We start from the raw sequence: 24,332 nt of genomic DNA, 5'->3' as shown, positions 1-24,332 counted from the left end.
CGATGAAAAAAAGTTTAGTATTAATAACGGCGCTATATGCAAGCGCCGCCTTAGCAAACAGCGATGATCTGGCAAGCGCTCTTGCAAACGGTAAAGCAAGCGGGGATGTTTCTGTGTTTTATGAAAGTCGTCATATAAACAAAGGCCAAAAGTCGGTTTATTACAACAACACAGCCTGGGCGGTAGGCTCGGTAGGGCTTAAATTTGAAACGGATTTTTACAAAAATTTCAAAGCGGTAGTCGGCTTTAGAGCCAGCGCTCCTCTTTATGAAAAAGATAAAAATTTAAAGACATTGCACGGAACAGGTGATTCTACAGAGAGAATTTACGAAGACGATAGAGTGCTACTATCAAATTTGTATTTAGAATATAACGCTTACGATACCGCTATCAAAATCGGTCGTCAAGAGATGATAAGCGACTGGATCGGCAAGATAAATGACGGCGTTAGAATCACAAACAACTCTGTGCCAAATTTAACTCTTGATGCTATGTGGACCAGAGCCCAAGGAAGAGCTTATCTAAAAGAGATGTGGGGATTTAATAAAAAAAGAATCAACAAAGACGACGGAGGACTCTTTAACCTAGGAGCTACATATAAATTTGACGGAGGATTTGGAGTTAAAGCTTATGGACTATACGCAAAAGATATATTCTCAGGTTTTGGCGCAAAGGCTATGTATGACGGTCAAATCAGCGACGATCTAGGGCTTGGCGGCATGCTTCACTACGCAAGAAGCGATGAAGAGAAGAAAAATCACGACGGAAAAGTTCTTGAGGCAACAGCTTATGCCAAATATCTTGACAACAAATTTACTCTAGGATATGTAAAAACAGGCAAAGAGATCGGCTGGGGAAGCTTAAATATGGCGGGCGATCAAATAGTTCCTTTTGAAGAGGGCGATGTAATGTATGAAAGAGATGTTAGAACTCTTTATGCAATGCTTTCAACCAAGATAGAACAATTATCGATAACCGGACTTTACGGAACTACAAACTACAAACTTAAAGGCGGCGATGATACCAAATACAGACAAAACGAGCTTAGCGTCTGGCTAAACTATCCGATCATGAAAAATTTAAATGCTTTCGTGATATACGATCAAGTATTTAGAGCCCAAAAAGGATATCCAAGCCTTAGACAAGTAGGCGCAGGTCTTAGCTACACTTTTTGAAAGGTAAAAAATGGCTAGTAGAAGAGAATTTTTAAACGGATTGATGCTGCTTGGAGCGGCATCAATGACAAAAACACCGCTTTTTGCCGATACAAACAGCATAAAGTGGGATGAGGAATGGGACGTGCTGGTAGTAGGATCAGGCTTTGCCGGATCTGCCGCTACATGTCAGGCGATAGAAGATGGCGCCAAAACACTTATGATAGATAAAATGCCTGTTCTTGGCGGAAATTCCGCTATTAACGGCGGAGCATTCGCTATCGTAAATTCAAGCTATCAAAAAGATAGAGGCATAGAGGATTCTTACGAGCTTTATGTAAAAGATATCTTAAAAGCGGGGTTAAATTTAAACCGAATGGATTTGGTTGAGGTTATTGCCAAAAACGGAAACGACGCTTACGAATTTACCCTTGAAAGAGGCGTTTATTATAGAAATGCGCTTGGACAATTCGGCGGGCATTCCGTCCCTAGAACGATATGGCCTGAGATAAATTCAGGCGGCAAGATAACTATACCGCTTCAAGAGCATGCAATGAAACAAGGCGCTACAATACGAACAAGAGTGATCTTGGACGACTTTATCTTTAACGATGCGGGTAGAGTTATAGGAGCAAAGGTTAGGGAAAATTATGATTTTATCTTTGATCCTTCAAAAGACGAAGCAGACAATAAAAGCGGAACGGTTAAATTTTACAAAATAAACGGCGGAATCGTAATGGCTACGGGCGGATTTTCTTATGACGTTAAATTTAGACAAGAGATAGATCCTGCGATTACCCCTGATTTAGACTGTACAAACCACTACGGAGCTACCGCACAAGCGCTTAAAGTAATGATGAAAAACAGAGCCCAGACAGTGGATTTAAAATGGATCCAGCTTGGTCCGTGGGGTAGTCCAGATGAAAAAGGATTTGGCATAGCTCCTGTCTTTGCAATACCTGCATTCTCTTACGGAGTTATGGTAGATGCAAGAACAGGAAAAAGATTTGTAAACGAGCTTGCAGATAGAAAAATACGCTCGGATGCTATTTTAAAAATGCATAAAAACCCTGATGGAAGCATAACCCATCCTGTCGTAATCTGTGATAGCGTAGGCGCACAAGGAACAACCAAGGCAAATGTTCACAGAGGAATTCACAAAGGAGTTATCAAGGTATTTGACACTATTGAAGAGCTTGCCAAGTACTACAATATACCATACGAAGGGCTTAAAAAGACTATTGACGACTACACCAGATACGCTAAAAACGGCAAAGACGAGGAATTTAATAAACCATTCTTTAAATTTAAAGATATGATCCCGGATCTTACGAAACCGCCTTTTTATGCATGGAGAGCATTACCGAAAGTGCATCACACAATGGGAGGCGTAAAAATAGACACAGAGGCTAGAGTGTATGATATAGACGATAAGCCTATAGTGGGGCTATTTGCAGCAGGCGAAGCGGTAGGCGGACCGCACGGAGCCAGCAGACTTGGAAGCTGTGCGATACCTGATTGTTTGGTATTTGGAAGAATAGCGGGCAGAAACGCTACATTACTAGCAAAAAAGGATAAAAAATGCTAAAAATTTTTAAGACACTTTTGATTTTTTGCTTCACTTTTAGTGTAGCTCTGTTTGCTGCGGATTTAAATTCAACTACTGCAAATAAATACACAAAAGAGAATTACCCTATAAAAGCCCATCATGAAAAATTTGGACTTAGCTGTGCAAATTGCCACAAAGAAAGCGATCCGAAAGATTACAAAGCGCTAAGTGCAAATGATTGCTTAAGCTGCCATAAAAGCTATGCCAGCCTTGCCGAGCTAAGCGGACATCTTGGCTATGATGACAATGTTCATGCAAGCCCGCACTATCCAAATGTTGATTGTAACGTTTGTCACGCATCGCACAAACCGTCTAAGAATTTCTGCGTAATGTGCCATTCGCAAGATACGATGAAAAATTTACTGGTTCCATAAAGGAGATATGATGAAAAAAACATTTATAACTTTAGGGCTTTTGGCCTTTGCCTTTGTGGTATTTTTCGGTGGAAACGCTTTGGTGCACTCTACAAGCGACGATAAATTTTGTACGGTTTGCCATGAGTGGATGGATCCTATGGTGGCTACGTATCAAAAAAGCGTTCACGGAGGAGCTAACCCTCATGGAGTAAAGGTAAAATGCGTAGATTGCCATTTGCCTCACGATAGCTACATAGGATATATATTCCAAAAAGCGGCAAACGGGGTGAGTGAAGTTAGCTATATGCTTTTTAACGATGCAAAAGATTATGATTGGCAAGAAAACAGGAAAAAAAGAGAGAAATTTGTATATGATAGTGGCTGCTTAAGCTGCCATCAAACAATTTTAGATATAAATTCAACAAATAAAAACATAAACGACATGCATACTGCTTACACTAAACTTAAAAACGAGCAAGCAGATAAAGTTGGTTGTGTAACTTGTCACAAGACGGTAGGACATAAAGATTTGGGCAAAGTGCTTTATGAGATCAAGCACCCTCCTGTCGGAAATTGGGATGACAAAAAATAAAATTTAAGAGGGTTTAATGAGGGAGAATTTTTATAAAAAACATCTTTTTATAATATTTTCTCTCATTTTTTTATCCCTCATGGTGGGAAATCACTGGCTTAATCGTTCATTTGTAAAAGAAATTTTAATAAATGAACAATTAAGCATACTAAAAAGCTCTAGCGATAGGATAGAAAAATGGCTGGAAAATAAAAAATCCAGTCTAAAATCAATAAATTCCCTAATATCAAAATACGATTCCGAGATAGGCGAACAAACCATACAAGATATACTTGAAAAAAGCCAAAACATAGCTAAATTTTCAAGTGTTTATGCAGGATACGAAAATAAAATTACAATCTCAAGTAAAATTTTTAATAAGCCCCAAAACTATGATCCCACTAAGCGTCCATGGTATATCAACACAATCAAAGAAGACAAACTATACATAACCAAGCCTTATTTGGACGTAGGGCTTCAAACACATGTTATTTCGATATGTCAAAGCATAAAAGATAAGGATATATCAAAAGGTGTCTTGTGCGGAATTTTATCGTTTAACGATATCAAAAGCGAAATTTTAGATCTTAGGCTTGAAAAAAACGGATATATATTTTTAATGGATTATGACTTCAACATCCTGCTTCATCCGGATGAAACTCTAGAACTTAAAAAAGCGGAGTTTAATATCGATGATTTAAATTTAACTCAAACTTTAAACTACGAAACGAACAGTGAAATTTTAACTTTTAAACCGCTGCCAAATTCACACTTGATACTGGTTGCAAAGACACTTAAAAAAAATATTTATACAAGGATAAATGAGCAGTTTATAGTAAATTTTGCAATATACATAATAAGTATATTTTTGTTTTTAACACTTGCATTTTTTTACAATAAAATTTCAAACAAACAAGAAACTCTTCTTGAAAAGACAAATAAAATGCTTGATCTGTTTGTAAACAACAGTTCAAAAGGTATTTTAATCACAAACGAGCAAAATAAAATCATATTCACAAATAAAAAATTAAACAACATACTAAATTTACAAAATTATCCCGTGGATTATGATGAGCTGATACAAAATTTCCCCGCTCAAACAGCAGCCAAGATAAAAAATTTTGCTTTAAAAAGATCAAATTCAAAATCCTATTTAGAGCTGCATTATGAACTAAATAAAAAACATTTTCAGATCCAAATTTCATCTATTTTCACTCAAAACAAAAACTATGAAGGTATGATTTTATTTTTAACCAATGTAAGCCAAAAACACAAATTTAATGAATTCAAAAAAGAGCATGAAAGAATGCTTTTCCAACAAACTAAAATGGCCGAACTGGGACAAATGATAGCTGCCATTTCGCACCAATGGATACAGCCTTTAAACTCTCTTAGTATTTTTCTTGGAAATTTGATGCAATTTAAAAAGATAAATAAGCTAAGTGATGAAATTTTTTACGAAAATATAACCAGATCTCTTAACAACATAGACTATCTGGTAAACACTATGGATATATTTAAAAATTTTTATAAGCTTGAGACAAAGACGCAAATTTTTGATATAAAAAAAGCTATTTCAGATACTATTTTCATCCTGTTTGCACAACAATCAAAAATCAACATAAAAATAGCTATAAAACAAAATACGAATTTAACATGTCAAAACTATCTAAATGAATTTAAGCAAATAATAGCCTGCCTGATACAAAATTCAAAACAAGCACTAATAGATAGTAAAAATAAAAAAAGAGCCAGGATAGTTATCTCGATAAAAGAAAATAATACACATTTTGAAATAAGAGTCATAGATAATGCCGACGGAATCAATGAAAACCAAAAAGATAAAATTTTTACTCCGTTTTTAAGCACTAAAAATAGTACAGGACTTGGACTTTATATATCAAAACTAATAGCAAATAAAAAATGTCGCGGGGATTTATACCTCATCAAAAGCAAAAACCCAACAATATTTATGCTAAAAATAGCAAAAAAGGTCTAAAATGATAGATACCAACATCCTTTCAAAACTCAAAAATATATCCGTTTTACTTGTGGAAGATGATGAGAATACAAGACTGGCCATAACTCAATCTTTAGAGTTTTATTGTAAAAAAATACAGACCGCTAAGGACGGAATGGAGGGTTTTAACAAATACTTCAAAGACCAGTTTGATATAGTAATAACCGATATAAATTTACCAAATTTAAATGGTCTTGAAATGCTTGATGAGATAAAAAAGAGAGCTCCTCACGTAGCTTCGATTATCATAACATCTTATGACACCAGCGAAAATATGCTAGCCAGTATAGAGCTTGGCGCTTATAACTACTTAAGAAAACCTTTTAAGATAGAAGAGCTTCAAACAACTATTTTAATGGCTACAAAAAATTTGTATGAAAATAAAATTAGATTTAAAGACGACTACGAATATGATTTTTTACAAAAAAGATTATTTAAAAATTCAGAAGAAGTTGCACTTACAAAAATAGAATCAAAACTATTTTTCTTATTAGTAAGCAACATAAACAAAATAGTCAGCTATGAAGTAATAGAAAATTTCGTATGGAACGAAAAATCAATGAGTAATGAAGCCTTGAGAATGGCGATAAAAAAGATTAGACTTAAGACCGACAATGATTTAATAGAAAATATATCAGGTACAGGCTATAGAATAAATAATTGAGCTTTGAAATTTGTTTTGGCGGATAAAAACGTTTAAATCAAACTAAGATTTGATCTATCAAATTTAAGCTGCGTATAGCGATTTTATCTTTAAAAAAGCAAGCGCTTTGAGTTAAATTTCAAAGTCTCAGTAAAGTTTATTTAATTTACAAATTTTTTATATACTCAACAGCCTCAAGAGAGTTACTAAAAATTTTATCAGAGCAAGTTTGTAAAACATCAAGCGTGCTATAACCGCAAAGTAGCGCTAAGCCATTCACTTTAGCCGCTCTTGCAGCGCCCATATCCATACAAGTATCACCTATCATAAAAGTATTGGCTCTATCTTGGAAACCATCTTTACCAAGCCTTGCTAAAGCTAAATTTATAGGCTCAGGATTTGGCTTTGGATTTGCCACATCATTTCTTCCGATAAGAGTTTTAACATACTGCATAATATCAAGATGCTCAAGCAATATCGCCGAAAATTTAGAAGTCTTAGTAGTAACTACACCAACATCTGCTATCTGGGAAGCTAGCTTAACTGCCTCTTTGGCAAATTTTAAAAGCGTAGTTTGATCTAAATAGATTTCCTGATATCTAGCCTTATAAGCCTCTATATAGCTATCTATGAGTTCGTTATTTACGCCTAATCTAGCAAACATAACATCAAGAGGATGTCCTATAAGCGATTTTATATCTTGGCTATTTGGTTCAAAAGCACCGTGCGCTCTAAAAGCCTGATTAAAGCCGTCTAAAATAGCAGGAGTTGAATCAATAAGAGTTCCGTCAAGATCAAACAGTATAGTTTTATTCACTCTGCTTCTTTTGCGGATAGTGGATATTAAGTTGAGGGAAAGGTATAGAGATGCCTTGATTATCAAACTCTAATTTTACAGCTTCAAGCATACTAAACTGAACATCCATAAAATCTCCACTCAAACACCAAAGTCTAGCAGCCAAATTTACGCTATTGTCTCCAAGGCTACTTACACCTACGAAAGGGACCGGGTTTTTTAAAACTTTTGGATTTTCGTTAGCTATTTTTAAAATAATCTCTTTAGCAAGCTTTAAATCATCGTTATAGTCAATACCAAATACTATTTCAACGCGTCTTGTACCCTCTTTTGAGTAATTTATGATATTATCGTTGATGATCTGACCGTTTGGAACGATAATAGTTTTATTGTCTCCTGTTTTTAAGATAGTGCTAAATATACTTATTTCGCTAACTACTCCCAAAACACCTGAAACTTCAACGGTATCACCGATCTTAAAAGGTCTAAAAAATACTATCAAAATACCCGCGCCGATATTAGAAAAAGTATCTTTAAATGCCATACCTATAGCAAGACCAAGGGCTCCAAATGCTGCTACAAACATAGAGGTTTCTATGCCTAAATTTGATATAGCGGCTATGATTACGAAGACTATTAGAAGAGTTTTTATTACATTAAGTATAAATCTTGAAAGAGTTTCATCGAATTTTGAAACAGTTATAACTTTAGAAAGTAGTTTAGAAACTCTATCAACAAGCCACTTTCCTATAAGCAAGATGGCGATAGAGCCTAAAATTTTAAGCGAGTATGAGGATATCAAAGACCAAATAGCATCAAAATTAATATCGCTCATACTCATAATTTAATTTAATTATTTATTAAATCTAGCTTCAACACGTCTGTTTTCAGCTCTACCTTGTTTTGTTTTATTGTCAGCTATAGGTTTAAGCTCACCATAACCTACAGTTGTGATTTTGCTTGCGCTTACACCAAGACCCTCAAGAGCTTTAGCAACAGCATTTGCTCTTTTTTCAGATAGTTTTTGGTTGTAAGCCTCAGCGCCTGTGCTATCAGTATGTCCTTCTAGTACAACACGGTAGCTTGGATTTTCACTCATAAACATAGCTACTTTTTTGATTTCCTCAAGATATTCAGGAGTTACTTTATAGCTATCAAATGCAAAATTTACACCGATATCTCTAAGAACGATAACTTTCTCGCAACCTGTCTCATCAACTACAACGCCTGCCGGTGTATTAGGGCATTTATCAACGTCATTTAAAACGCCGTCGTTGTCATCGTCAAGATTTACAGGTTTTGGCATCATTGGTTTCGGTTCCGGAGCAGCGGCAACTACCGGAGCATTCTTCTCGCCAAATCCTACAGCAAAACCGAGTGTGTAGAATAGGTTGTGATCTCCATGCTCAAATTTGATAGCATCAACAGCTTCTGCACGAAGTGCAAAGTTTTCTGTAACTTTATATTTTAGACCCAAGCCATACTGACCAAATCCGCCATCTTCATTGTCAACAAATTTAGCAGATACATCTTCCCAACCAGCACCAAGTAGTCCGTATAGAGATAGGTTGTTTGTAAGACCAAAATCTTTAATAACGTTTACAAAGTATCTTGTAGCGTTACCTTTTACACCAAATTCTTTAATGTTGTTTGAATAATTAAAGCCTAACTCAACTTGATCAAGGAAAAAATTCTCAAGATTTCTGCCAACTCTTAAACCGATAGCAGCATGATCGTTTGTTCCAAGATTTCCTTCAGGGTGAACTCCTCCGATAGTTGGAGTCAACTCATAGTTATATGCCGAATCAGCAGCAAAAAGTGCAGTAGCAGCAACTAAAGCAATAGCAATCTTTTTCATAGAATATCCTTTCTTTGCATATTTTTAAATGCAAGTCAAAATGTTATCACAAATTTTATAAATGTTATTTAAACACTTTGTTTACTATTATACAAAAAAATAATTTATAATACAAATTTACTATTTTATCAAAAATTAAAAATATAAAAAAGTGTAATTTTAGAGTGAAATCGTATTTAAGAAGAATAAATTCAAAGCCCCAAAAAGGAGCTTTGAAAAGTATAAATATTGATTAACGTTTAGAGAATTGTGGGCTTCTTCTAGCTTTTCTTCTACCAAATTTCTTACGCTCAACAACACGTGAGTCACGAGTTAACAAGCCTTTTGGTTTAAGAGTAGCTCTGAAATCAGCATCCATCTCTGCCAAAGCTTTTGAAATTCCGTGTCTTAAAGCCTCGGCTTGTGCTGAGTATCCACCGCCAAGAGTTGTAGCGGTTACGTCTATGCTGCCGTCTTGCTTTGTTAGAAGAAGTGGTTGAACAACTTTTAGCTTGATCGCCTCATGACCGCCAAGCCAAGTATTAAGATCCATTCCGTTTACTATGATTTTTCCGCTTCCAGATTTTATCCAAACCTTAGCTACAGCAGTTTTTCTTTTACCAGTTGCATAAACTTTCGCCATAATTATTTTCCTTCTTTAGCAATTTGAGCTGTATGAGGATGTTCGCTACCCGCATAAACTTTTAATTTCTTAATCATCTCTTTACCAAGCTTTGTCTTTGGAAGCATTCCGCGAACAGCAAGCTTAAATAGTTTTTCCGGTTTATTTGCAAGCAAATCACCGAATTTCTCGCTCTTTACGCTACCAAAATATCCAGAATGTCTGTGATAAAGCTTATCTTCGGCTTTATTGTTGCCTGTAAATTCTACCTTTGAAGCGTTTATTATGATAACATAGTCGCCACAATCAACGTTTGGAGTGAAATTTGGCTTATTTTTACCGCGAAGTATAGTTGCAACTTCGGTTAATAATCTACCAAAACGCTTGCCGGACGCATCAAGCAAAATCCAATCGCGCTTAACTTCGTTTGGCTTTGTTATTTTTGTCATTTTCTTACCTTTGCCAATAATTTTAAAGTGTGATTGTATTTAAAAATAGCTTATATTAACCTTAATTTAAGTAATATTTAAATTTCAATCCACTCTATCTTATCCTTAAAGGCGTAAAACAGTGCGGCTCTAACATTAAAATTCGGATAAAACTGCCTTATAGCGTCTTTATACTGCGTTATTTGAGCGATATTTTCTTCAGTATTTTTCTTTGAAGTTTTATAATCAATTATACAAATTTCATCATCTTTAAAACATAGCAAATCAATCTGTCTAAGGGAGTTTTGAAATCTAATAGGCTGCTCTTTAAACACAAATTTAGAATTTGTAAATTCTTTAAATTTCTTATCTTTAATCAAATTTAAAGCGCTCTTATAAACATCATCAAGCTCGTTTTGCGTAAGAAATTTACTAAATCTATTTTGCATTGAAATTTTAGCTATTTCAAGCTCATTTTCATCAAATTTAGCCGTCATTTCAAGCAGATAGTGAAGCGCCAGCCCGACATAAATGGCATGCAAATTCTTGCTACTTTGCCTTTGGGATTCATCAACTTCTTGCTTTGAAATTTTAGCTATGTCAAGATGATCCTGTGATATTTTCTCATTCGCACCTTCACTTTTACTAGGCAAAATTTTTCCAAAACTAAAGTCATTTAAATTTAGATATTCCACACTTTTTCCGCTTGATTCATACGCGCTAAAAAAGCTAGGATTTTTGCCGTTTGTTTCCAGTTTTTTTACAACTACAAGCGAACAAATAGCGCGTGTAAAAGCAACATAGAGTTTATTTATATCCTCTGCGTATTCGAGCTCTTTTACTCTTTGTTTAAGACTTGCAAATTCATCATCAAAACTCTCCTTTTTGACGTTATGCTTTATCTGCCAACCGCTATTTATATCGTATTCGGTGATAAAATTTGAACTATCGTTTTTATCTCCGCCTATCTTATCACATACTATCACATGCTCAAACTGAAGCCCCTTTGACTTATGCACGGTCATGATTTTTACGCCGTTTTTACTTTTTGAACTAGCTTTTTCTTGGGTTCTTTCAAGGTTAAATATAAAATTAGCTAAATTTCCAAACTCTTGCGCCATCTCATAAAGCCTTAAAACATCGCTATTATCGCTACTTACTCCAAGTTTATCGGCTAAGTATTTTAAGCTTTGAAACGCCGGTTTGGCTTCATCTATTTTTAGTCTTACGGCTTTTACATCCAAAATCGCTTCTGTATTTAGCTTATAAATTTCATCGCCAAATAGGCAAAATTTAGCATATTCCAAGAGTGCGCCCACATAAGGGCTTTTGATTAGCTCGGTAGCTCCTTCTCCTAGACTTTTTATGCCGCTAGCTTCAAGTGCTAGACCAAGGCGATCTATGTCTTCGTTTTTCCAGCAAAGTATCGTTATATCATCTTCTTTTACTCCGTTTGCAAGCAGATTTTTGGTCTGCTCTACCGCCTCGTTTACGATATCTTCACTGCTTACGACACGCAAAAATCCATGATCGTTAAACTCGCTTTTAAAATACTCGCACTCATCCAAAACTTGTACGCCATCTATACGCTCATCATTTTTTACAGATGCTTTTTGCTCTATAAAATTTGCGATCTTATCCTTAAAAACCGCATTTGAAAACTTCACAAGAGCCTTAAAACTTCGGTAATTAGTATCTAAATTTTCATTTTCTATCTGGATAAAATCGCTCTTTAACTTATCAAAAAGCTCTTTTTTCCCACCGCGAAATCGGTAAATACTCTGCTTGGTATCACCCACATAAAAAAAGCTTCCAAGCCCGTTTTGTCCGTATCCCGCAACTATTTCGGCAATTAATGGCTTCATGATCTCATACTGTGTCACGTTTGTGTCTTGAAATTCATCGATCAAGAGGTGATTTATCCTACCGTCAAGCCTAAAATAAAGCATCTGGTTATCAAGCTTGCCACAAAGTAGCTCATAAACAAGTGCGTTTATATCGCTAAAAGTAAGAGTATTTAGCTTTTGATTAAGCTCAAGTTTTACTCGTTTATATATTTCTAAAAACCGCCCAAGCTCATTTATCTTATAAGCTTCAAGTTCGTCAAAATAGCTCTTTAGCTCATTTTTAAGCTCAAAAAACAGCTCATCAAGCTTAGGGGTGTAAATTTTAGAGTAAGTACGGTATTCAAGGCTTTCTTTGCTTATGAAAGAGCGCTTTATAAGCTCTATTGGCTTCGCTTCGCTAAAGGAATCAACCGCCGTTTTTGAACCGCCATTATTTTCAGCATATTCGCGCAAATTTAAAAGGGCTTTTTCGACTTTATCAGGACTTGGGAATTTAGCATTTTCGTCCCGTTTTAGCGAGCTAAAATTCTCATAAAATATCTCAAGAGTTTCAAAGAAGTTGTTTTGGCTCTTTTGTGCGGCTGCGATTGAAGCGGCAAGCGCTTTTAAAAGCGCATTATCTTTTGAAATTTGAGCTATAAATTCTGCCCTTTGAAGCTCTTTTAAATTTGAGCTTATATCAAAATCGGAGCTTAACCCCAAATTTAAGCTAAACTGCCTTAAAATGCTCGCAAAAAACGAATCAAAAGTGCCTATTTTAAGATTTGATTCTAAAAATTTAGCCTTTTGCTTGTCGCGCATTTTTAAAATTTCTTCTTCACTTTTTTTAAGCATTCTTGATAGTTCGGCAAGCTCCGCTACGTGAGTTTCAAGAGCTAAAAAAGTTTTGATAATACGCTCTTTCATCTCGTTTGCAGCTTTTTTAGTAAACGTAAGCGCAACTATCTCGTTTGGGTTTGCTCCGTTTAAAATCGTAGCGATAAATCTCACGCTAAGCGCAAATGTCTTGCCGCTTCCCGCACTTGCTTCAAGGGCTAAAAACGGCTTCATAGTTCGCCCTTGCAAATAGTTTTAAACTCACAGTATCTACACTCTGCGGAGATATTTTGAGCGAAATTTATATGAGTATTATTTATGCTTTTTAGATTTTCCATCTCTGCTTGAAGTTCGTCTAAATTTGAGCTATTTTCAACCAAATTCATCTCGTTTTTAAGGTCATAATACCTTGTTTCGCATTCTTTGCCGATAAGCGCTTGATAAAATGGAAGCTGCAAGGACTTTTTTTCTATCAAGCCGCTTTTATAATCAATGAGCATCATCTGCTCATTTTTAACGTCAATCCTATCTATAACGCCGATTATATGCACGCCACAAAACGTATTTTCAAGCCTCTTTTCACACTCCAAAACTCGCCAACCCTCTTTAAATCTAGCCTCTTCAACCTCGCTAAATTTTTCAAATTTAACCATCAAAATTTCAAAATCAAGCGGGCTGATATCCTTTTGCAAAAGGATATTTTTAAATTTGCTTAAATCAAATTCCTTAAAATTTTGATAATACTCGCAAAGTGCGGCATGAAGCTTTAATCCTACTTCAAAGTCTCTTTTTTCATAAGGCATATTAGCAGGCTTAATGCCCTTAATATAAGCATAATAATACTTTCTGGCGCACTTTAAAAATGTGTTAAGTCTTGAAAAAGAAAGCGGTCTAGCAAAAAAATCATGCTTTAAAACAACCTCTTCATCAAAGCCCTTAAGAGTAGCTGAATTTAAACCGCCAAGCAGTTTCATATAGCTTTCGTCACTAAATTTAACGTCCTCAACCACACTAAATTCGTTTAAAAATCTCGAAGCTATCTTTTCTTCGTTTAAGACATAGGCAATCGCTACTTTTTTGGCTGAATTTATAAGGCTTTCATAATAAAACCTCTGCAAATTTTCACGCTCGGCGTAGCTTATAAGACCTGCTTTTTCTCTAACTCGAGAGTTTAAAAACATCTCATTTACGCTTCTTTTTGGTATTAGATCGTCGTTAAAATCAAGCAGTATCACACCCTCAAATTTCATACCGCGACTTTCAAGAACGCCGATCACGCTAACCTTTCCGCCGCCTACGTCATCAAGGCTAAGCGATCTTAGACGCATTAAAAATATCTCACAAATTTGCCTTAAACTAAAGCTAAAATAGCGCGATAAATTCTGCACGAAAAAGAGCTCTTCAAGTATCTTTTCTTCTACTCTGGCATCATTTTGCAAGACTAAAATGTCATCCATCAGCTCTTTAAATTTTTCAAACGAACAAGCACTTTCATAGCCGTTTTTAAATTTATTAAAAAGTTCGTCGCTAACGCCAAATGAGTTTAACACAAACTCAAATTCACTAAATTTTAGGCTGTTTTCGGGACTTAAATTTATGCTTTTCTTATCGTTTATCGCGTCGTTTATATAGCTTAGCGTCTGAAAAATTTTAGTATGTGTAAAGCTCTCGCCCATTGCAAAGTTAAATAGCCTGTTAAAATCATGCAGTTTTAAAATCTCGCCAAAACTCTCATCAGGTAGTATGACAGCTATCTTTTCAGGTGCGATACCTTCGCGTATGAACTCGCTAACTTTAGCCATAGCGTAAGCGCACTGCAAGCTTCTAACACTAAACGAGCGAGCCTCTATAGCTCTTTTTCGCTCTATTTTTTCAAGACTTTTGAGGCTTTTTGCGCTGAGATTTAGTTCAAATTTTGTATAAGGGGTGAAATTTTCTATCTCGATGCTTGAAATTTGAGCTATCTTCTCAATAAGTTTTTTATTAAATTTACTTGTTTGAAAGATGATTTTTAGAGTTGTTAAATTTGAAATTTTGCCGATGAGCTCCCATTCAAATTCGCTTAAAAATCCGTCTATTTCAATTATAATTTCACTATAAGAGCTTATAAACCAAGTATTTAGTTCATAAATTTCACTCAAAGTTATCTCATCGTATAAATTCTCGGCTTCAAGCAGAGCTTTATACTCTTTAAAAACCGCTTCAAGGATATCAAGGTGCTCCTCAAAATCAGCGTATATATCGCTAAATTTGATGTCCGCAATGGCTCTTTTTTGGATAGCAAGCTCTTTAAAAAAACTAAAAAGATAGTCGTTGTTTTTTAAAAAAGCAAAAAATTCATTTGGGATTTTTAGCTTTAAATTTGCTTCTTTTACGCTTGATGTGGCTCTTTGCATCAAAACAAGCAGATAAGTGGAATCAGCCTCAAATTTATCTCTTACAAAAACCGCCTTTTTCTCAAATTCGGCTATTGTAAGAGCTTTTGGTATGAGTTGGTTTTCAAATTTTGAGTTAAATTCGCGAATTTTTCGTGAGTTTGTAAATACAAAAAGCGAATTTTGTCTATCTATCACGCGCAAGCCTTTTGAAATCTAAAAAGCGCAGTTAGCTATCTAGTGGCGTTTATATCGAATTTATAAAACCCCGTATCTTCGCCGTCATTTATCTTAAGCAAAATTTGCCATCTGCCCTCTTTGGCTAATTTTACCTTGGCTGTTTTTAAAACTTCCTTTTGTTGGGTGAGGCTTAGCTCCTCGTTAAATTCGTTCGTTTCAGGCTTAGTAAGCAAAATTTGCGTTTTGAAATTTGGCACTTGGGTGCCTTTAGGAGTGATTTTAAACTCAAATTCGCCCTCCATAGCTCTTGGATTTGGATTATCAAACGCAACTGCGTATTTGGCTTCAAAGCGTTTGTGAGCATCTCTTATCTCGTTTATGTTTTCATCGACATTTTGATATCTATCCATATAAAAGTTATCCATCTGCACGGGATTTTTAAGCGCGATAACGATAGTTGCGATGCAAGCTATCACTATGGCGATGATGGAAAGCACTATCGCGTGAGGCCAAAACGTCTTTGTGTTATTTTGCATTTCTTCTCCTAAATTTAGCAAACATTATCACGACTATAACCAAAATAACCGACCCGTAAACGGCAAATCTTAAAATATCAAGAGTGATTTTATTTGAGCTGCCGATAGCATTTTCTAGTTTAACACCTTTTGATTTTGCGATCTGCTCGGCGATATCGGCATAGCCATTTAACATAGAAGCGTTATAAATATCCTTGCCGTTTTTTGAAGTAAGTATCGGAAGTATCGAGCCTCTGGCGGGATATGGGCTTAAAATTTGCTCTTTATCAAAAAGCTTTAGCGTATCTTCATCGGCAAAAATTTCAAGCTTATGCTCACTCTTTGCAAGCATTAAAAATGCATACGGCGGCTTTAAATTTAGCTCTTTAAATTTCTCGTTTATGCTTTTACTACCCAAATTTTCAAAAATTCCAAGCCCGGCATAAATGCCTGTTTTTTCGCGTAGCTCCTCACCGATAGTTGAAATTTTACTCTCAACTTTATCGCTTAGGATGTTTTCGTTAATAAGGACAATTTTATTTGCAAAAATAGGTGATAGAAAAAGGATAAGGGCGAAGAAAACGCCCTTAAAATTTAAAATTTTCATCCTACGAATAGGTGATTTGGAGTTAGAACCGACCACGCGCAAATCGCCGCTGCGACGATAAGCAAAACAAGTATAGCTTTTTCTAAAATTGCCGACATATCTTACTCCTTAATTTTCACGTGCTTGGCGTTTTCAACGCTCTTCATCTGAATACCGCTTGGATTTTCAAGAGTGTAAGGCTTTTGAGCGACTTCTTTTTGAGCCGAAATTCCAAGACAAGTAAGCACCGCCAAGATAGTAAGCAAAAGCACCGTGGCTATAAGCATACCAGTTACGCCATTTAGCGCAAAAACATTTCGATTTGTATTTTCCACTTGTCGCCTCCTTATTTACTAAGCGAGAGTATATACTCGCCTACAGCTTTTTGCTGGATATCGTTTAGCCTACCGTCATCAAATTTAGGCATAGCACCGATCGCGCCTTTTTTACCGCGTCTTAACACGTCCATTACAAACTCGCTCGTGCCGTATTTTGTAAGATCGGGACTCATGCCGTCCATTCCTTTGCCGTCATCTCCATGGCATGACGCACAGACCGCAAACTGCGCTCTGCCGACCTCGACTAAATCTTCGCTAGATGTTTTTTTAATACCCGAAAGTTCTTTGGCTATGTAAGCGGCGATAGCTTTTGCACCCTCCTCATCGGCCATTCCTCCGGGCATTTCACCCATAGGATAATCAAGTCCTTTTGAGCCGTTTAGTATCACATCGACAAGTGCTTTTTCGCTTCCCCATACGGTAAGATCAGCCGCCTTGCCGTTAATGCCGTCAGCTGTTATGCCGTGACACGCAGAGCACTGAACTAGATAGATACTCTCGCCCATTGCGTGAAGAGTTTTTAGATCAGGATTTGCCCACTCTTTTTCAAATTTGGCGTTCATAGTCTTAACCTCTTCGTTGTATTCGCCGATTTGAGAATACGAATTAAGCGGATAACCCACCAAATAGTACCAAATCGCCCACACAAGAGTAAGCACAAACATCACCGCCCAACCTATAGGAAGAGGGTTTTTATACTCGCCTATGCCGTCCCAATTATGCTCGCTAAGCTCTCCTTCGGATTTGCTCTCTTTCATCTGTTTCATATATTTGCCAACCACAAAAACGGTAAGCAAGATGATAGCCAATGCGCCGATGAGAGAGAGGAGATTGATATTGTCTTCTAAATTAAACCATTGCATTTTAACTTTCCTTTTTTGTATTATCCGAGGATACAGACTCTAAAATTTCGCTATCAAGATTGTCGTTAAGCGCTAAATTCGAGTACTTCTCGTAGTTTCTTCTGCCCGTTTTTTCGGATTTATAAAGATGATAATAATAGCTATAAAGCACGATTACCAAAAAAACCGTAAAGAAGAAAAATCCATAGCCCTGAAGCTCTCTTATAGTCTGCATATCCATCGTTTTTCCTATTTCAAGCTGTTTAAATATGCGATTATTGCGACGATCTCTTTGATCTCGCCTCTTGCAAACGCATCTTTTACGCCTTGATCTTTCATCTCGTCAACTATAGCCTGAGCCTCTTCTTTTACGATTGCTTGAGTCTCTTCCCAAGAACCAAGCTTAGGCATGCCCTCGGTATCGTAAGGAACTCCAAATACTTTTTTTGTAGTAACCGCTTCGCCGTAAGCCGTTTCTATGTCGGCATTGTTTTTAAACATATGTTTATAAGCAGGCATGATAGAGCCAGGAACTACAGATGTAGGATCTAGCATATGATTTTCATGCCAGTCTGTCGTGCGGTAGTTGCCTACGCGTTTTAGATCGGGTCCTGTTCTTTTTGAACCCCAAAGATGAGGACGATCATAAGCATACTCGCCGCTTAGAGAATACATACCGTATCTATCGGTTTCAGACTTAAACGGACGGATCATCTGCGTATGGCAGGCGTTACAGCTGTCTTTCATGTAGATATGCTTGCCTGCAAGCTGAAGCACCGTAGGAGGCTTAACCCCCTCAACCGGTCTTGCACGATTTGCAAAATCAGGCAAAATTTCGATAATGCCCGCATAAGCGATAACTATAAAAACCGCAACAGCAAAAAAGAATGGATTTTTTTCTAACCAACTAAACATTTTTTGCCTCCTTTACGCCACAGCAAATTCCTGCTGGGCTTGCATTTGCAGGCTCTTTATCAAGCACTCTTGCAGACATCGATTTGTAAATATTATAAGTAAATATAAAAAATCCTATCAAGTAAAGTAGTCCGCCAACCGCTCTAATCCAATAATAAGGTATAAGAACCGTAACGGTATCTATAAATGAATAGGCTAAATTTCCAAACTGATCAGTCGCTCTCCACATCATACCTTGAGTGATACCTGCTACCCACATTGACGCGAAATACAGAACGATACCCGTAGTTTGGATCCAGAACTGAACTTCCATTAAGGATTTTGAGTAAATTTCACGCTTCATAATGCGCGGAGTCATATGATAAAGTGCCGCCATAGTCATAAACCCAACCCATCCAAGAGTACCGTCATGAACGTGTCCCGGGATCCAGTCCGTAAAGTGAGCAAGAGCGTTTACCGATTTGATAGAAAGGATCGGTCCTTCAAGCGTTGAGAACATATAAAAAGTTGAAGCCAAAATCATAAATTTGATCAACGGATTTTCGCGAAGCTGAACCCACTCGCCCTTCATCGTAAGGAGCATGTTTATCGCAGAGCCCCAAGACGGAAGGATAAGAACGATAGAAAATATCGATCCCATAGTCTGCATCCAGTCAGGAACGGTCGAGTAAATAAGGTGGTGTCCGCCCGCCCAAAGATAGACAAACATAAGTCCCCAAAATGCAAAAAGCGATAATTTATATGAAAATACAGGCTGTCCGCTCTCTTTTGGAAGAAAGTAATAAATTTGAGCTATGATCGCAACGGTAAACACGAAAGCAACCGCGTTGTGCCCATACCACCACTGAACCAAAGCGTCGTTTGTGCCGGCATACATGGAAACTGAATGCCACCAGTCGCCGTATCCTGAAATAAATTTCGTAGGAACCGCCATGTTGTTAAACAGATACAGCATAGCAACGCCAAGAAACGTAGCTATATAGTACCAAAGCGAGATATAAAGCGTCTTTTCGCGGCGAATTCCGATAAGTCCAAATATACTAACACCCCAAAGAACCCACACGACAACTACGCCTATATCAAGCGGCCACTCAAGCTCGGCATACTCTTTTGATGTGCTAACGCCTGCAAAAAGGCTGATTACTGCAACTATCATCAAAACCATATAGAGCCAAAAATGAAGCTTGCCGATAAACATCAAAAACGGCGATTCGTTCATAGAGACTTTTAAAACTCTTTGTCCGATGTAGTACCAAGTCGCAAAAATTCCCGAGAGCATAAATCCAAAGATAACGCCCGAGGTATGAAGCGGTCTAAGACGGCTGAAAGTTCCATATTCGCCAGCCAAGTAGTTCAGGTCAGGATATGCCATCTGAAACGCTATAATCACGCCGATAGCCATACCGATGATACCAAACAATATGGTTGCAAACATAAAATACTTAGCTACCGTGTAATCGTAGTTTAATGCATTTGATGGTCGCATTAAAAACCTCCTTTTTAAATTTATCACTTTAACGTAATTTTATAGTGATATTTTAAAGTAAATAATATATAAATATTCTTAAATTAAGCAAATTTTTATAATTTATTTCAGATCTATCTTGTATCCAAGTCCCGGGATGTTTTTGATAAATTCGGCTCCAACTTTGTCTCTAACACGCTTTACAAAGGTTCTTATAGCAGCTTCGCTTACTTTTTCGCCAACCCAAACGACATTTTTTATCTCTTCAATCAAAACAAGAGTGCCAAGACGCTTAACAAGCAAAGATATAAATGCAAGCTCTTTTTTCGTAAGGGCTATCTCCACTCCGTCTTTAACTAAAACCCTTTTGGTCTGATTGAAAAAATATCCATCCGCAATATCTATCAAATTTGCGCTTTCTATCTTTGATTTTGCTATGTTTTCAAGCACTGTAAAAAGCTCATCCATATCAATAGGTTTCATCAGATACTTATCTATACCGACATCTATGGCTTTTAGCAGTCTTTCTTTCTCGCTAAATGCGCTTAGAACTATTATCGGAGTGTTCTTAGAAATTTCTTTTATCTCTTTTGACATATCAAGTCCGTCCGTAATAGGCATCGCGATATCCGTTACCACGATATCGGGACTAAATTTCTTAAATTTCTTAAGCCCCTCATCTCCGTTGCCGGCAGTTATTACCTTCTTAAATTCACTTGCAAAAACTTCGCCCATAGACTCTCTTACTCTATGTTCATCCTCTACCAAAAGTATTGTTAGATCTTTTAAATTTCCCATTATCCCTCTTTCTTAATTATCTTCGTCTGCAATAGGTAATCTTATCTCAAAGCAAGCTCCAAAGGGTTCGTTTCGCACATTTATACTTCCACACATGTTCTCAACTATAGTCTTAAGCATATATAGTCCTATACCTGTTCCTGCGCTTGGATGCTTAGTAGTAAAATAAGGCTCAAAAATTTTATCTATAATCTCATCTTTGATGCCGCCGCCGTTATCCAAAACCTGAATTATTACAAATTTATCCTCTATATTTATTGAAATGGTAACAACTTTATCATATTTTTTGTCCTTCATCGCATCTTTTGCATTACTAAGCAAGATGATTATAGCTTGAGCAAGTTGCGAGTGAAAGCCTAAAATTTCAGCTTCATTTTCCAAATTTAACTTTAGCTCAATGCCCTCTTTTTGATAGGTCTTTTCAACCATCTGCATAGCGTTTTTAAGCGAAATCGAAGGCAAAAAAAGCTCCTTATCCCTATCCACATTAAAGAAATTTCTAAACTCTTCAATAGTATGAGACATATCCTTAATAATCCGCTTTGAGTGCTCATAGCCACTCTTAAACCTCTCATCATCCTTGCCAGCAGCCTCTTTGAGTTTAAAAAGCGTGATGCTGAGCTCATTTAGCGGCTGCCTCCATTGATGAGCTATGTTTGAAAGCATCTCTCCCATGCTCGCAAGACGAGATTGAACTATAAGCATCTTGGTTTTTTCTTCGTTTTTCTTTATCTCTTCTTGCACGAGTTGCTCTAAATTTTCATTTAGATTTAAAAGCTCTTTAGTCTGTTCTTTGACCCTTTTTTCAAGCGTTTTATTAAGATCCTCAAGCTCTTGTTTGGTCTTTAAAAGCTCGTTATTTAAATTTATCGTATCGGTTATATCATGGCGAATCGCGACAAACTCCTCTATCTCGCCGTTTAAATCCAAAATAGGAATTATGGTCGTATTTAGATAGACGTCTTTGCCGTCTTTAGTGCGGTTTCTGACGATAGCCTTATGAACTTTTTTGGCTAAAATTGTATTCCAAAGTTTTTTAAATACATTTTCATTAACTTCGGGATGGCGAACTATGTTGTGATTTGCACCGATAAGCTCCTCTCTTGAAAAGCCGGAAATTTTACAAAATTCATCATTTACAAAGGTAATAATGCCGTTTATATCGGTTTTTGATACGATATTACTAGCCTCTATCGCCTCTTGATACTGCTTGAATTTCTTTTCTATTTTATTCATACTTTAACTCTACTTTAATTTACTTCGTCGCCATAAATCCCAAAAACGCCAAATAAATGCCGTATCCTACTATCAAAACACCGGATATGTAAAGCATAAAATTCCTAAATTTATCACTTAGCAGTTTAAACAAAAGAGCATATGTACTCATCATAACCAAGCTAACAGCGCCAAAAAGCCCCATCACAAGAGCTCCTTTTGCCGCACTTCCGGCAGCGATCGCAAGCGCTAGGAAATAATACACCACGCCGCAAGGCAAAAAACCGTTTAAAAACCCAAGTATCAAAAAGCCAAATTTGCTCTTTTTAGATATCAAAGCTCGCATATTTGAGTTTATAAACTTATAAAACGGCGAATTTGTCTCGATCAAATTTAAAATTTTCCCGCGACGAATAAGCGCGATCCCTAAAATCACTAAAAAAACTCCGAGAGCAAAAAACAGATATCCTCTTGCCTTTAAAGAGAGTATAAACACTCCTCCAAACGCACCAAAAATAGCACCTTGCAGGATATATGCGCTAACTCTTGAAGCATTATAGCCTATAATGACAAATATATTTTTTACTGATTTTTTTTGATCTAAAAAGCTTGAAAGTGCGATTACAAAGCCTCCACACATCCCGGTGCAGTGAGCTAATGAGCTAGATAGCGCAACGGTTATGATCGAAAAAACAGTCGCACTATCCATAAATTTTATAAAATTTCAACGAATTGTTTGAATATATATTTACTTTCATTTGGTCCTGAACTAGCTTCAGGGTGATGCTGGACGGAAAATACGGGATAGTTTTTGTATTTAACCCCTTCGATAGTGCCGTCAAATAAATTCTTGTGAGTTATTTCGGCAACCTCGCAAATGTTTTCCGGCACGTTGTAGTTATGATTTTGTGCTGTAATCTCAACGCTTTTTGTGTCTAAATTTATAACAGGGTGATTTGCGCCGTGCTGTCCGAATTTAAGCTTGTAAGTCTCGTAACCAAACGCATTGCTAAGCAGCTGATGTCCAAGGCAAATTCCAAATATCGGCATCTTAGCTTCAACTAAAATTTTTATCTGCTCTATCTCGGTTTTTAAGCTCTTTGGTTCGCCCGGTCCGTTTGATAAAAATACGCCGTGAATTTCGCCTTTTTTAAACTTGTCTATTAAAATTTCAGCCTTCGTATCATAAGGATAAACCTCGACATCAAGACCAACCTCACAAAGCTCGTTTAGTATATTTCTTTTAACCCCAAAATCAATCACCGCGACTTTTTTGCCGACATTTTTCGAAGACTTAAAAGGTTTTTGTCCGTATTTGCAAGGTGATTTTTCATAAGAGTAAATTTCTTTTGTGCTAACCTCTTTGACATAGTTTATTTCGGATATATCAGGCGACGCTTCAAGGCGTCTTTTAAGCTCGTCTTTATCGCTAATTTCAGTTGATATGAAGGCTCTAATATTGCCGTTATCTCTTAAAATTTTAGTAAGATAGCGAGTATCTACGTCATAAACGCCGAATTTGCCCTTTGACTCGAAAAATTCGGCTAAATTCTTTTGAGAGCGGAAATTTGAAGTCATCTCGTTATAGCTTCTCATGATAACACCGCTTGCATAAATATGAGAGCTTTCCATATCGTCGTCATTTGCGCCCACTATGCCGATTTCAGGCATGGTAAATACTATAAACTGTCCGGCATAGCTTGGATCGCTCATTATCTCTTGATAACCGCTCATGGATGTGTTAAAGACTAGTTCGCCAAATGCGCTTCCGCCCTTACCAAAAGCCTTAGCTTCTAAAAATACGCCGTTTTCAAGATAGATATAAGCTTTCATTAAAGCATTCCTTTTTTTCTTAGCTCTTCTTCATAAAGCTTTTCAAACACGATATCATACTCTTCGGTACCCGGTATCAGCTTGCGCTTATAGTTATCAATCTTTGCGATAACCTCATCTTCAAGCTTTTCGTAGGTTTTAATATAGTTTTCTATCGAGCCATAAATTATGTTTTTAATTCTATTTTCAGAAACGGTATAGTCCATCAGGCTTTTTTTCCAAGCGGCCTCAAGGATGAGGTGAGCAACGTTATTAAAACGATCTTCATAAGCAAGTATTACGTTATACTCTTTTGCGAGTTTTTTCTTAACGAGCCAAAACATATTTTTTCTATCCACTTGCATAAATTCCATCTCGTTTTCATTCTCTTCCAAGACCTCATTAACTCGCTCTTCAAGCGCTCTTTCGCGGTTTAAATCATCATCTAAAATTTCTTTAGCAAGAGCTGCAAGAGGCTCAACACCTTTATTTAAAGTAACAAATCCGGATTTTAATAGATCAATTGCGATTTTTTGTGCAATATAGGGAGTGTGTGGTAGTTTAATACGCATATTTACCTCTCTTTTTGGCT

At 36.6% G+C, this 24,332-nt stretch carries 26 protein-coding genes; 6 read left to right on the top strand and 20 right to left on the bottom strand.

Features of this window, described 5'->3' with window-relative positions; all coding sequences use genetic code 11:
- The first annotated feature begins 2 nt into the window (after positions 1–2).
- From CORI_RS01595 to CORI_RS01565, 6 genes are all read left to right on the top strand, one after another.
- Positions 3–1,175, top strand: a complete 1,173-nt coding sequence (locus CORI_RS01595; RefSeq protein WP_173030531.1) for an Opr family porin — start codon at positions 3–5, stop codon at positions 1,173–1,175.
- Positions 1,176–1,185: 10 nt separating this feature from the next.
- Positions 1,186–2,742 carry a flavocytochrome c gene (locus CORI_RS01590; RefSeq protein ID WP_169941296.1) on the top strand — a complete coding sequence of 519 codons (1,557 nt, stop codon included), beginning with the start codon at positions 1,186–1,188 and terminating at the stop codon, positions 2,740–2,742.
- The gene (locus tag CORI_RS01585; protein WP_169941294.1) at positions 2,736–3,137 is read left to right on the top strand and encodes a cytochrome c3 family protein; all 402 of its coding nucleotides are present in this window, start codon (positions 2,736–2,738) and stop codon (positions 3,135–3,137) included. Before CORI_RS01590 ends, CORI_RS01585 begins: the two co-directional genes overlap by 7 nt.
- A gap of 10 nt (positions 3,138–3,147) precedes the next feature.
- Positions 3,148–3,711, top strand: a complete 564-nt coding sequence (locus tag CORI_RS01580; RefSeq protein ID WP_173030530.1) for a NapC/NirT family cytochrome c — start codon at positions 3,148–3,150, stop codon at positions 3,709–3,711.
- An 82-nt stretch (positions 3,712–3,793) separates the two neighbouring features.
- Positions 3,794–5,689 carry a cache domain-containing protein gene (locus tag CORI_RS10650; RefSeq protein ID WP_367889826.1) on the top strand — a complete coding sequence of 632 codons (1,896 nt, stop codon included), beginning with the start codon at positions 3,794–3,796 and terminating at the stop codon, positions 5,687–5,689.
- 1 nt (position 5,690) lies between these two features.
- Complete coding sequence (locus CORI_RS01565; protein ID WP_173030529.1) at positions 5,691–6,374, top strand: response regulator transcription factor; 684 nt, start codon at positions 5,691–5,693, stop codon at positions 6,372–6,374.
- Between the two features lie 145 nt (positions 6,375–6,519).
- Here CORI_RS01565 and CORI_RS01560 read toward each other — a convergent pair whose 3' ends face one another.
- The 20 genes from CORI_RS01560 to CORI_RS01470 form a co-directional block, all read right to left on the bottom strand.
- Positions 6,520–7,170 carry an HAD family hydrolase gene (locus CORI_RS01560; RefSeq protein WP_173030528.1) on the bottom strand — a complete coding sequence of 217 codons (651 nt, stop codon included), beginning with the start codon at positions 7,168–7,170 and terminating at the stop codon, positions 6,520–6,522.
- Entirely contained in the window at positions 7,163–7,984 is an 822-nt protein-coding gene (locus CORI_RS01555) for a mechanosensitive ion channel family protein (protein WP_173030527.1), read from the bottom strand. Before CORI_RS01555 ends, CORI_RS01560 begins: the two co-directional genes overlap by 8 nt.
- An 18-nt stretch (positions 7,985–8,002) precedes the next feature.
- Positions 8,003–9,007 carry an OmpA family protein gene (locus tag CORI_RS01550; protein WP_173030526.1) on the bottom strand — a complete coding sequence of 335 codons (1,005 nt, stop codon included), beginning with the start codon at positions 9,005–9,007 and terminating at the stop codon, positions 8,003–8,005.
- 232 nt (positions 9,008–9,239) lie between these two features.
- Positions 9,240–9,629 (bottom strand): 30S ribosomal protein S9, encoded by a 390-nt coding sequence (gene rpsI, locus CORI_RS01545; protein ID WP_169941284.1) that lies wholly within the window; start codon positions 9,627–9,629, stop codon positions 9,240–9,242.
- Positions 9,630–9,631: 2 nt separating this feature from the next.
- The gene (gene rplM / locus CORI_RS01540) at positions 9,632–10,057 is read right to left on the bottom strand and encodes a 50S ribosomal protein L13 (protein WP_169941281.1); all 426 of its coding nucleotides are present in this window, start codon (positions 10,055–10,057) and stop codon (positions 9,632–9,634) included.
- A gap of 77 nt (positions 10,058–10,134) precedes the next feature.
- Positions 10,135–12,933 carry a RecB-like helicase gene (locus tag CORI_RS01535; RefSeq protein WP_173030525.1) on the bottom strand — a complete coding sequence of 933 codons (2,799 nt, stop codon included), beginning with the start codon at positions 12,931–12,933 and terminating at the stop codon, positions 10,135–10,137.
- Positions 12,930–15,272 (bottom strand): PD-(D/E)XK nuclease family protein, encoded by a 2,343-nt coding sequence (locus CORI_RS01530; RefSeq protein ID WP_254064942.1) that lies wholly within the window; start codon positions 15,270–15,272, stop codon positions 12,930–12,932. The genes CORI_RS01535 and CORI_RS01530 overlap by 4 nt, the downstream gene beginning before the upstream one ends.
- Before the next feature lie 35 nt (positions 15,273–15,307).
- Positions 15,308–15,790, bottom strand: a complete 483-nt coding sequence (locus CORI_RS01525; protein ID WP_173030524.1) for a FixH family protein — start codon at positions 15,788–15,790, stop codon at positions 15,308–15,310.
- Entirely contained in the window at positions 15,780–16,376 is a 597-nt protein-coding gene (locus CORI_RS01520) for a hypothetical protein (RefSeq protein WP_173030523.1), read from the bottom strand. Before CORI_RS01520 ends, CORI_RS01525 begins: the two co-directional genes overlap by 11 nt.
- The gene (locus CORI_RS10645; protein WP_249934677.1) at positions 16,373–16,474 is read right to left on the bottom strand and encodes a hypothetical protein; all 102 of its coding nucleotides are present in this window, start codon (positions 16,472–16,474) and stop codon (positions 16,373–16,375) included. The genes CORI_RS01520 and CORI_RS10645 overlap by 4 nt, the downstream gene beginning before the upstream one ends.
- Before the next feature lie 3 nt (positions 16,475–16,477).
- Complete coding sequence (locus tag CORI_RS01515; protein WP_173030522.1) at positions 16,478–16,690, bottom strand: DUF4006 family protein; 213 nt, start codon at positions 16,688–16,690, stop codon at positions 16,478–16,480.
- A gap of 11 nt (positions 16,691–16,701) precedes the next feature.
- Entirely contained in the window at positions 16,702–17,556 is an 855-nt protein-coding gene (locus CORI_RS01510; RefSeq protein WP_173030521.1) for a cbb3-type cytochrome c oxidase N-terminal domain-containing protein, read from the bottom strand.
- Between the two features lies 1 nt (position 17,557).
- Positions 17,558–17,776 (bottom strand): cytochrome c oxidase, cbb3-type, CcoQ subunit, encoded by a 219-nt coding sequence (locus tag CORI_RS01505; RefSeq protein WP_172198082.1) that lies wholly within the window; start codon positions 17,774–17,776, stop codon positions 17,558–17,560.
- A gap of 8 nt (positions 17,777–17,784) precedes the next feature.
- A complete protein-coding gene (ccoO, locus tag CORI_RS01500; protein ID WP_173030520.1) occupies positions 17,785–18,450 on the bottom strand; it encodes a cytochrome-c oxidase, cbb3-type subunit II in 666 nt (221 codons plus the stop codon).
- Complete coding sequence (ccoN, locus tag CORI_RS01495; RefSeq protein WP_169941265.1) at positions 18,443–19,936, bottom strand: cytochrome-c oxidase, cbb3-type subunit I; 1,494 nt, start codon at positions 19,934–19,936, stop codon at positions 18,443–18,445. The genes ccoO and ccoN overlap by 8 nt, the downstream gene beginning before the upstream one ends.
- A gap of 102 nt (positions 19,937–20,038) precedes the next feature.
- Positions 20,039–20,713, bottom strand: a complete 675-nt coding sequence (locus CORI_RS01490; protein ID WP_172198091.1) for a response regulator transcription factor — start codon at positions 20,711–20,713, stop codon at positions 20,039–20,041.
- A 12-nt stretch (positions 20,714–20,725) separates the two neighbouring features.
- Positions 20,726–21,949, bottom strand: a complete 1,224-nt coding sequence (locus tag CORI_RS01485) for a PAS domain-containing sensor histidine kinase (RefSeq protein WP_173030519.1) — start codon at positions 21,947–21,949, stop codon at positions 20,726–20,728.
- Between the two features lie 19 nt (positions 21,950–21,968).
- On the bottom strand, positions 21,969–22,637 hold the full coding sequence (locus tag CORI_RS01480) for a sulfite exporter TauE/SafE family protein (protein ID WP_173030518.1): 669 nt from the start codon (positions 22,635–22,637) through the stop codon (positions 21,969–21,971).
- A 5-nt stretch (positions 22,638–22,642) separates the two neighbouring features.
- On the bottom strand, positions 22,643–23,761 hold the full coding sequence (carA, locus tag CORI_RS01475; protein ID WP_173030517.1) for a glutamine-hydrolyzing carbamoyl-phosphate synthase small subunit: 1,119 nt from the start codon (positions 23,759–23,761) through the stop codon (positions 22,643–22,645).
- Positions 23,761–24,312 (bottom strand): DUF507 family protein, encoded by a 552-nt coding sequence (locus tag CORI_RS01470; RefSeq protein ID WP_169941255.1) that lies wholly within the window; start codon positions 24,310–24,312, stop codon positions 23,761–23,763. Before CORI_RS01470 ends, carA begins: the two co-directional genes overlap by 1 nt.
- Positions 24,313–24,332 lie beyond the last annotated feature (20 nt).

This window comes from Campylobacter sp. CCUG 57310 (genome assembly GCF_013201975.1).
Taxonomy (GTDB): domain Bacteria; phylum Campylobacterota; class Campylobacteria; order Campylobacterales; family Campylobacteraceae; genus Campylobacter_A; species Campylobacter_A canis.
The sequence above is the reverse complement of the archived record's forward strand: the minus strand, read 5'-3'. Positions and strand labels throughout refer to the sequence as shown.

Excerpts from the sequence above, each read along its gene's own strand:
- CORI_RS01595 (WP_173030531.1), top strand. The coding sequence starts at position 3 with ATGAAAAAAAGTTTAGTATTAATAACGGCGCTATATGCAAGCGCCGCC.
- CORI_RS01590 (WP_169941296.1), top strand. The coding sequence starts at position 1,186 with ATGGCTAGTAGAAGAGAATTTTTAAACGGATTGATGCTGCTTGGAGCG.
- CORI_RS01585 (WP_169941294.1), top strand. The coding sequence starts at position 2,736 with ATGCTAAAAATTTTTAAGACACTTTTGATTTTTTGCTTCACTTTTAGT.
- CORI_RS01580 (WP_173030530.1), top strand. The coding sequence starts at position 3,148 with ATGAAAAAAACATTTATAACTTTAGGGCTTTTGGCCTTTGCCTTTGTG.
- CORI_RS01565 (WP_173030529.1), top strand. The coding sequence starts at position 5,691 with ATGATAGATACCAACATCCTTTCAAAACTCAAAAATATATCCGTTTTA.
- CORI_RS01555 (WP_173030527.1), bottom strand. The coding sequence starts at position 7,984 with ATGAGCGATATTAATTTTGATGCTATTTGGTCTTTGATATCCTCATAC.
- CORI_RS01550 (WP_173030526.1), bottom strand. The coding sequence starts at position 9,007 with ATGAAAAAGATTGCTATTGCTTTAGTTGCTGCTACTGCACTTTTTGCT.
- rpsI (WP_169941284.1), bottom strand. The coding sequence starts at position 9,629 with ATGGCGAAAGTTTATGCAACTGGTAAAAGAAAAACTGCTGTAGCTAAG.
- rplM (WP_169941281.1), bottom strand. The coding sequence starts at position 10,057 with ATGACAAAAATAACAAAGCCAAACGAAGTTAAGCGCGATTGGATTTTG.
- CORI_RS01535 (WP_173030525.1), bottom strand. The coding sequence starts at position 12,933 with ATGAAGCCGTTTTTAGCCCTTGAAGCAAGTGCGGGAAGCGGCAAGACA.
- CORI_RS01525 (WP_173030524.1), bottom strand. The coding sequence starts at position 15,790 with ATGCAAAATAACACAAAGACGTTTTGGCCTCACGCGATAGTGCTTTCC.
- CORI_RS01520 (WP_173030523.1), bottom strand. The coding sequence starts at position 16,376 with ATGAAAATTTTAAATTTTAAGGGCGTTTTCTTCGCCCTTATCCTTTTT.
- CORI_RS10645 (WP_249934677.1), bottom strand. The coding sequence starts at position 16,474 with ATGTCGGCAATTTTAGAAAAAGCTATACTTGTTTTGCTTATCGTCGCA.
- CORI_RS01510 (WP_173030521.1), bottom strand. The coding sequence starts at position 17,556 with ATGCAATGGTTTAATTTAGAAGACAATATCAATCTCCTCTCTCTCATC.
- CORI_RS01505 (WP_172198082.1), bottom strand. The coding sequence starts at position 17,776 with ATGGATATGCAGACTATAAGAGAGCTTCAGGGCTATGGATTTTTCTTC.
- ccoO (WP_173030520.1), bottom strand. The coding sequence starts at position 18,450 with ATGTTTAGTTGGTTAGAAAAAAATCCATTCTTTTTTGCTGTTGCGGTT.
- ccoN (WP_169941265.1), bottom strand. The coding sequence starts at position 19,936 with ATGCGACCATCAAATGCATTAAACTACGATTACACGGTAGCTAAGTAT.
- CORI_RS01490 (WP_172198091.1), bottom strand. The coding sequence starts at position 20,713 with ATGGGAAATTTAAAAGATCTAACAATACTTTTGGTAGAGGATGAACAT.
- CORI_RS01485 (WP_173030519.1), bottom strand. The coding sequence starts at position 21,949 with ATGAATAAAATAGAAAAGAAATTCAAGCAGTATCAAGAGGCGATAGAG.
- CORI_RS01480 (WP_173030518.1), bottom strand. The coding sequence starts at position 22,637 with ATGGATAGTGCGACTGTTTTTTCGATCATAACCGTTGCGCTATCTAGC.
- carA (WP_173030517.1), bottom strand. The coding sequence starts at position 23,761 with ATGAAAGCTTATATCTATCTTGAAAACGGCGTATTTTTAGAAGCTAAG.
- CORI_RS01470 (WP_169941255.1), bottom strand. The coding sequence starts at position 24,312 with ATGCGTATTAAACTACCACACACTCCCTATATTGCACAAAAAATCGCA.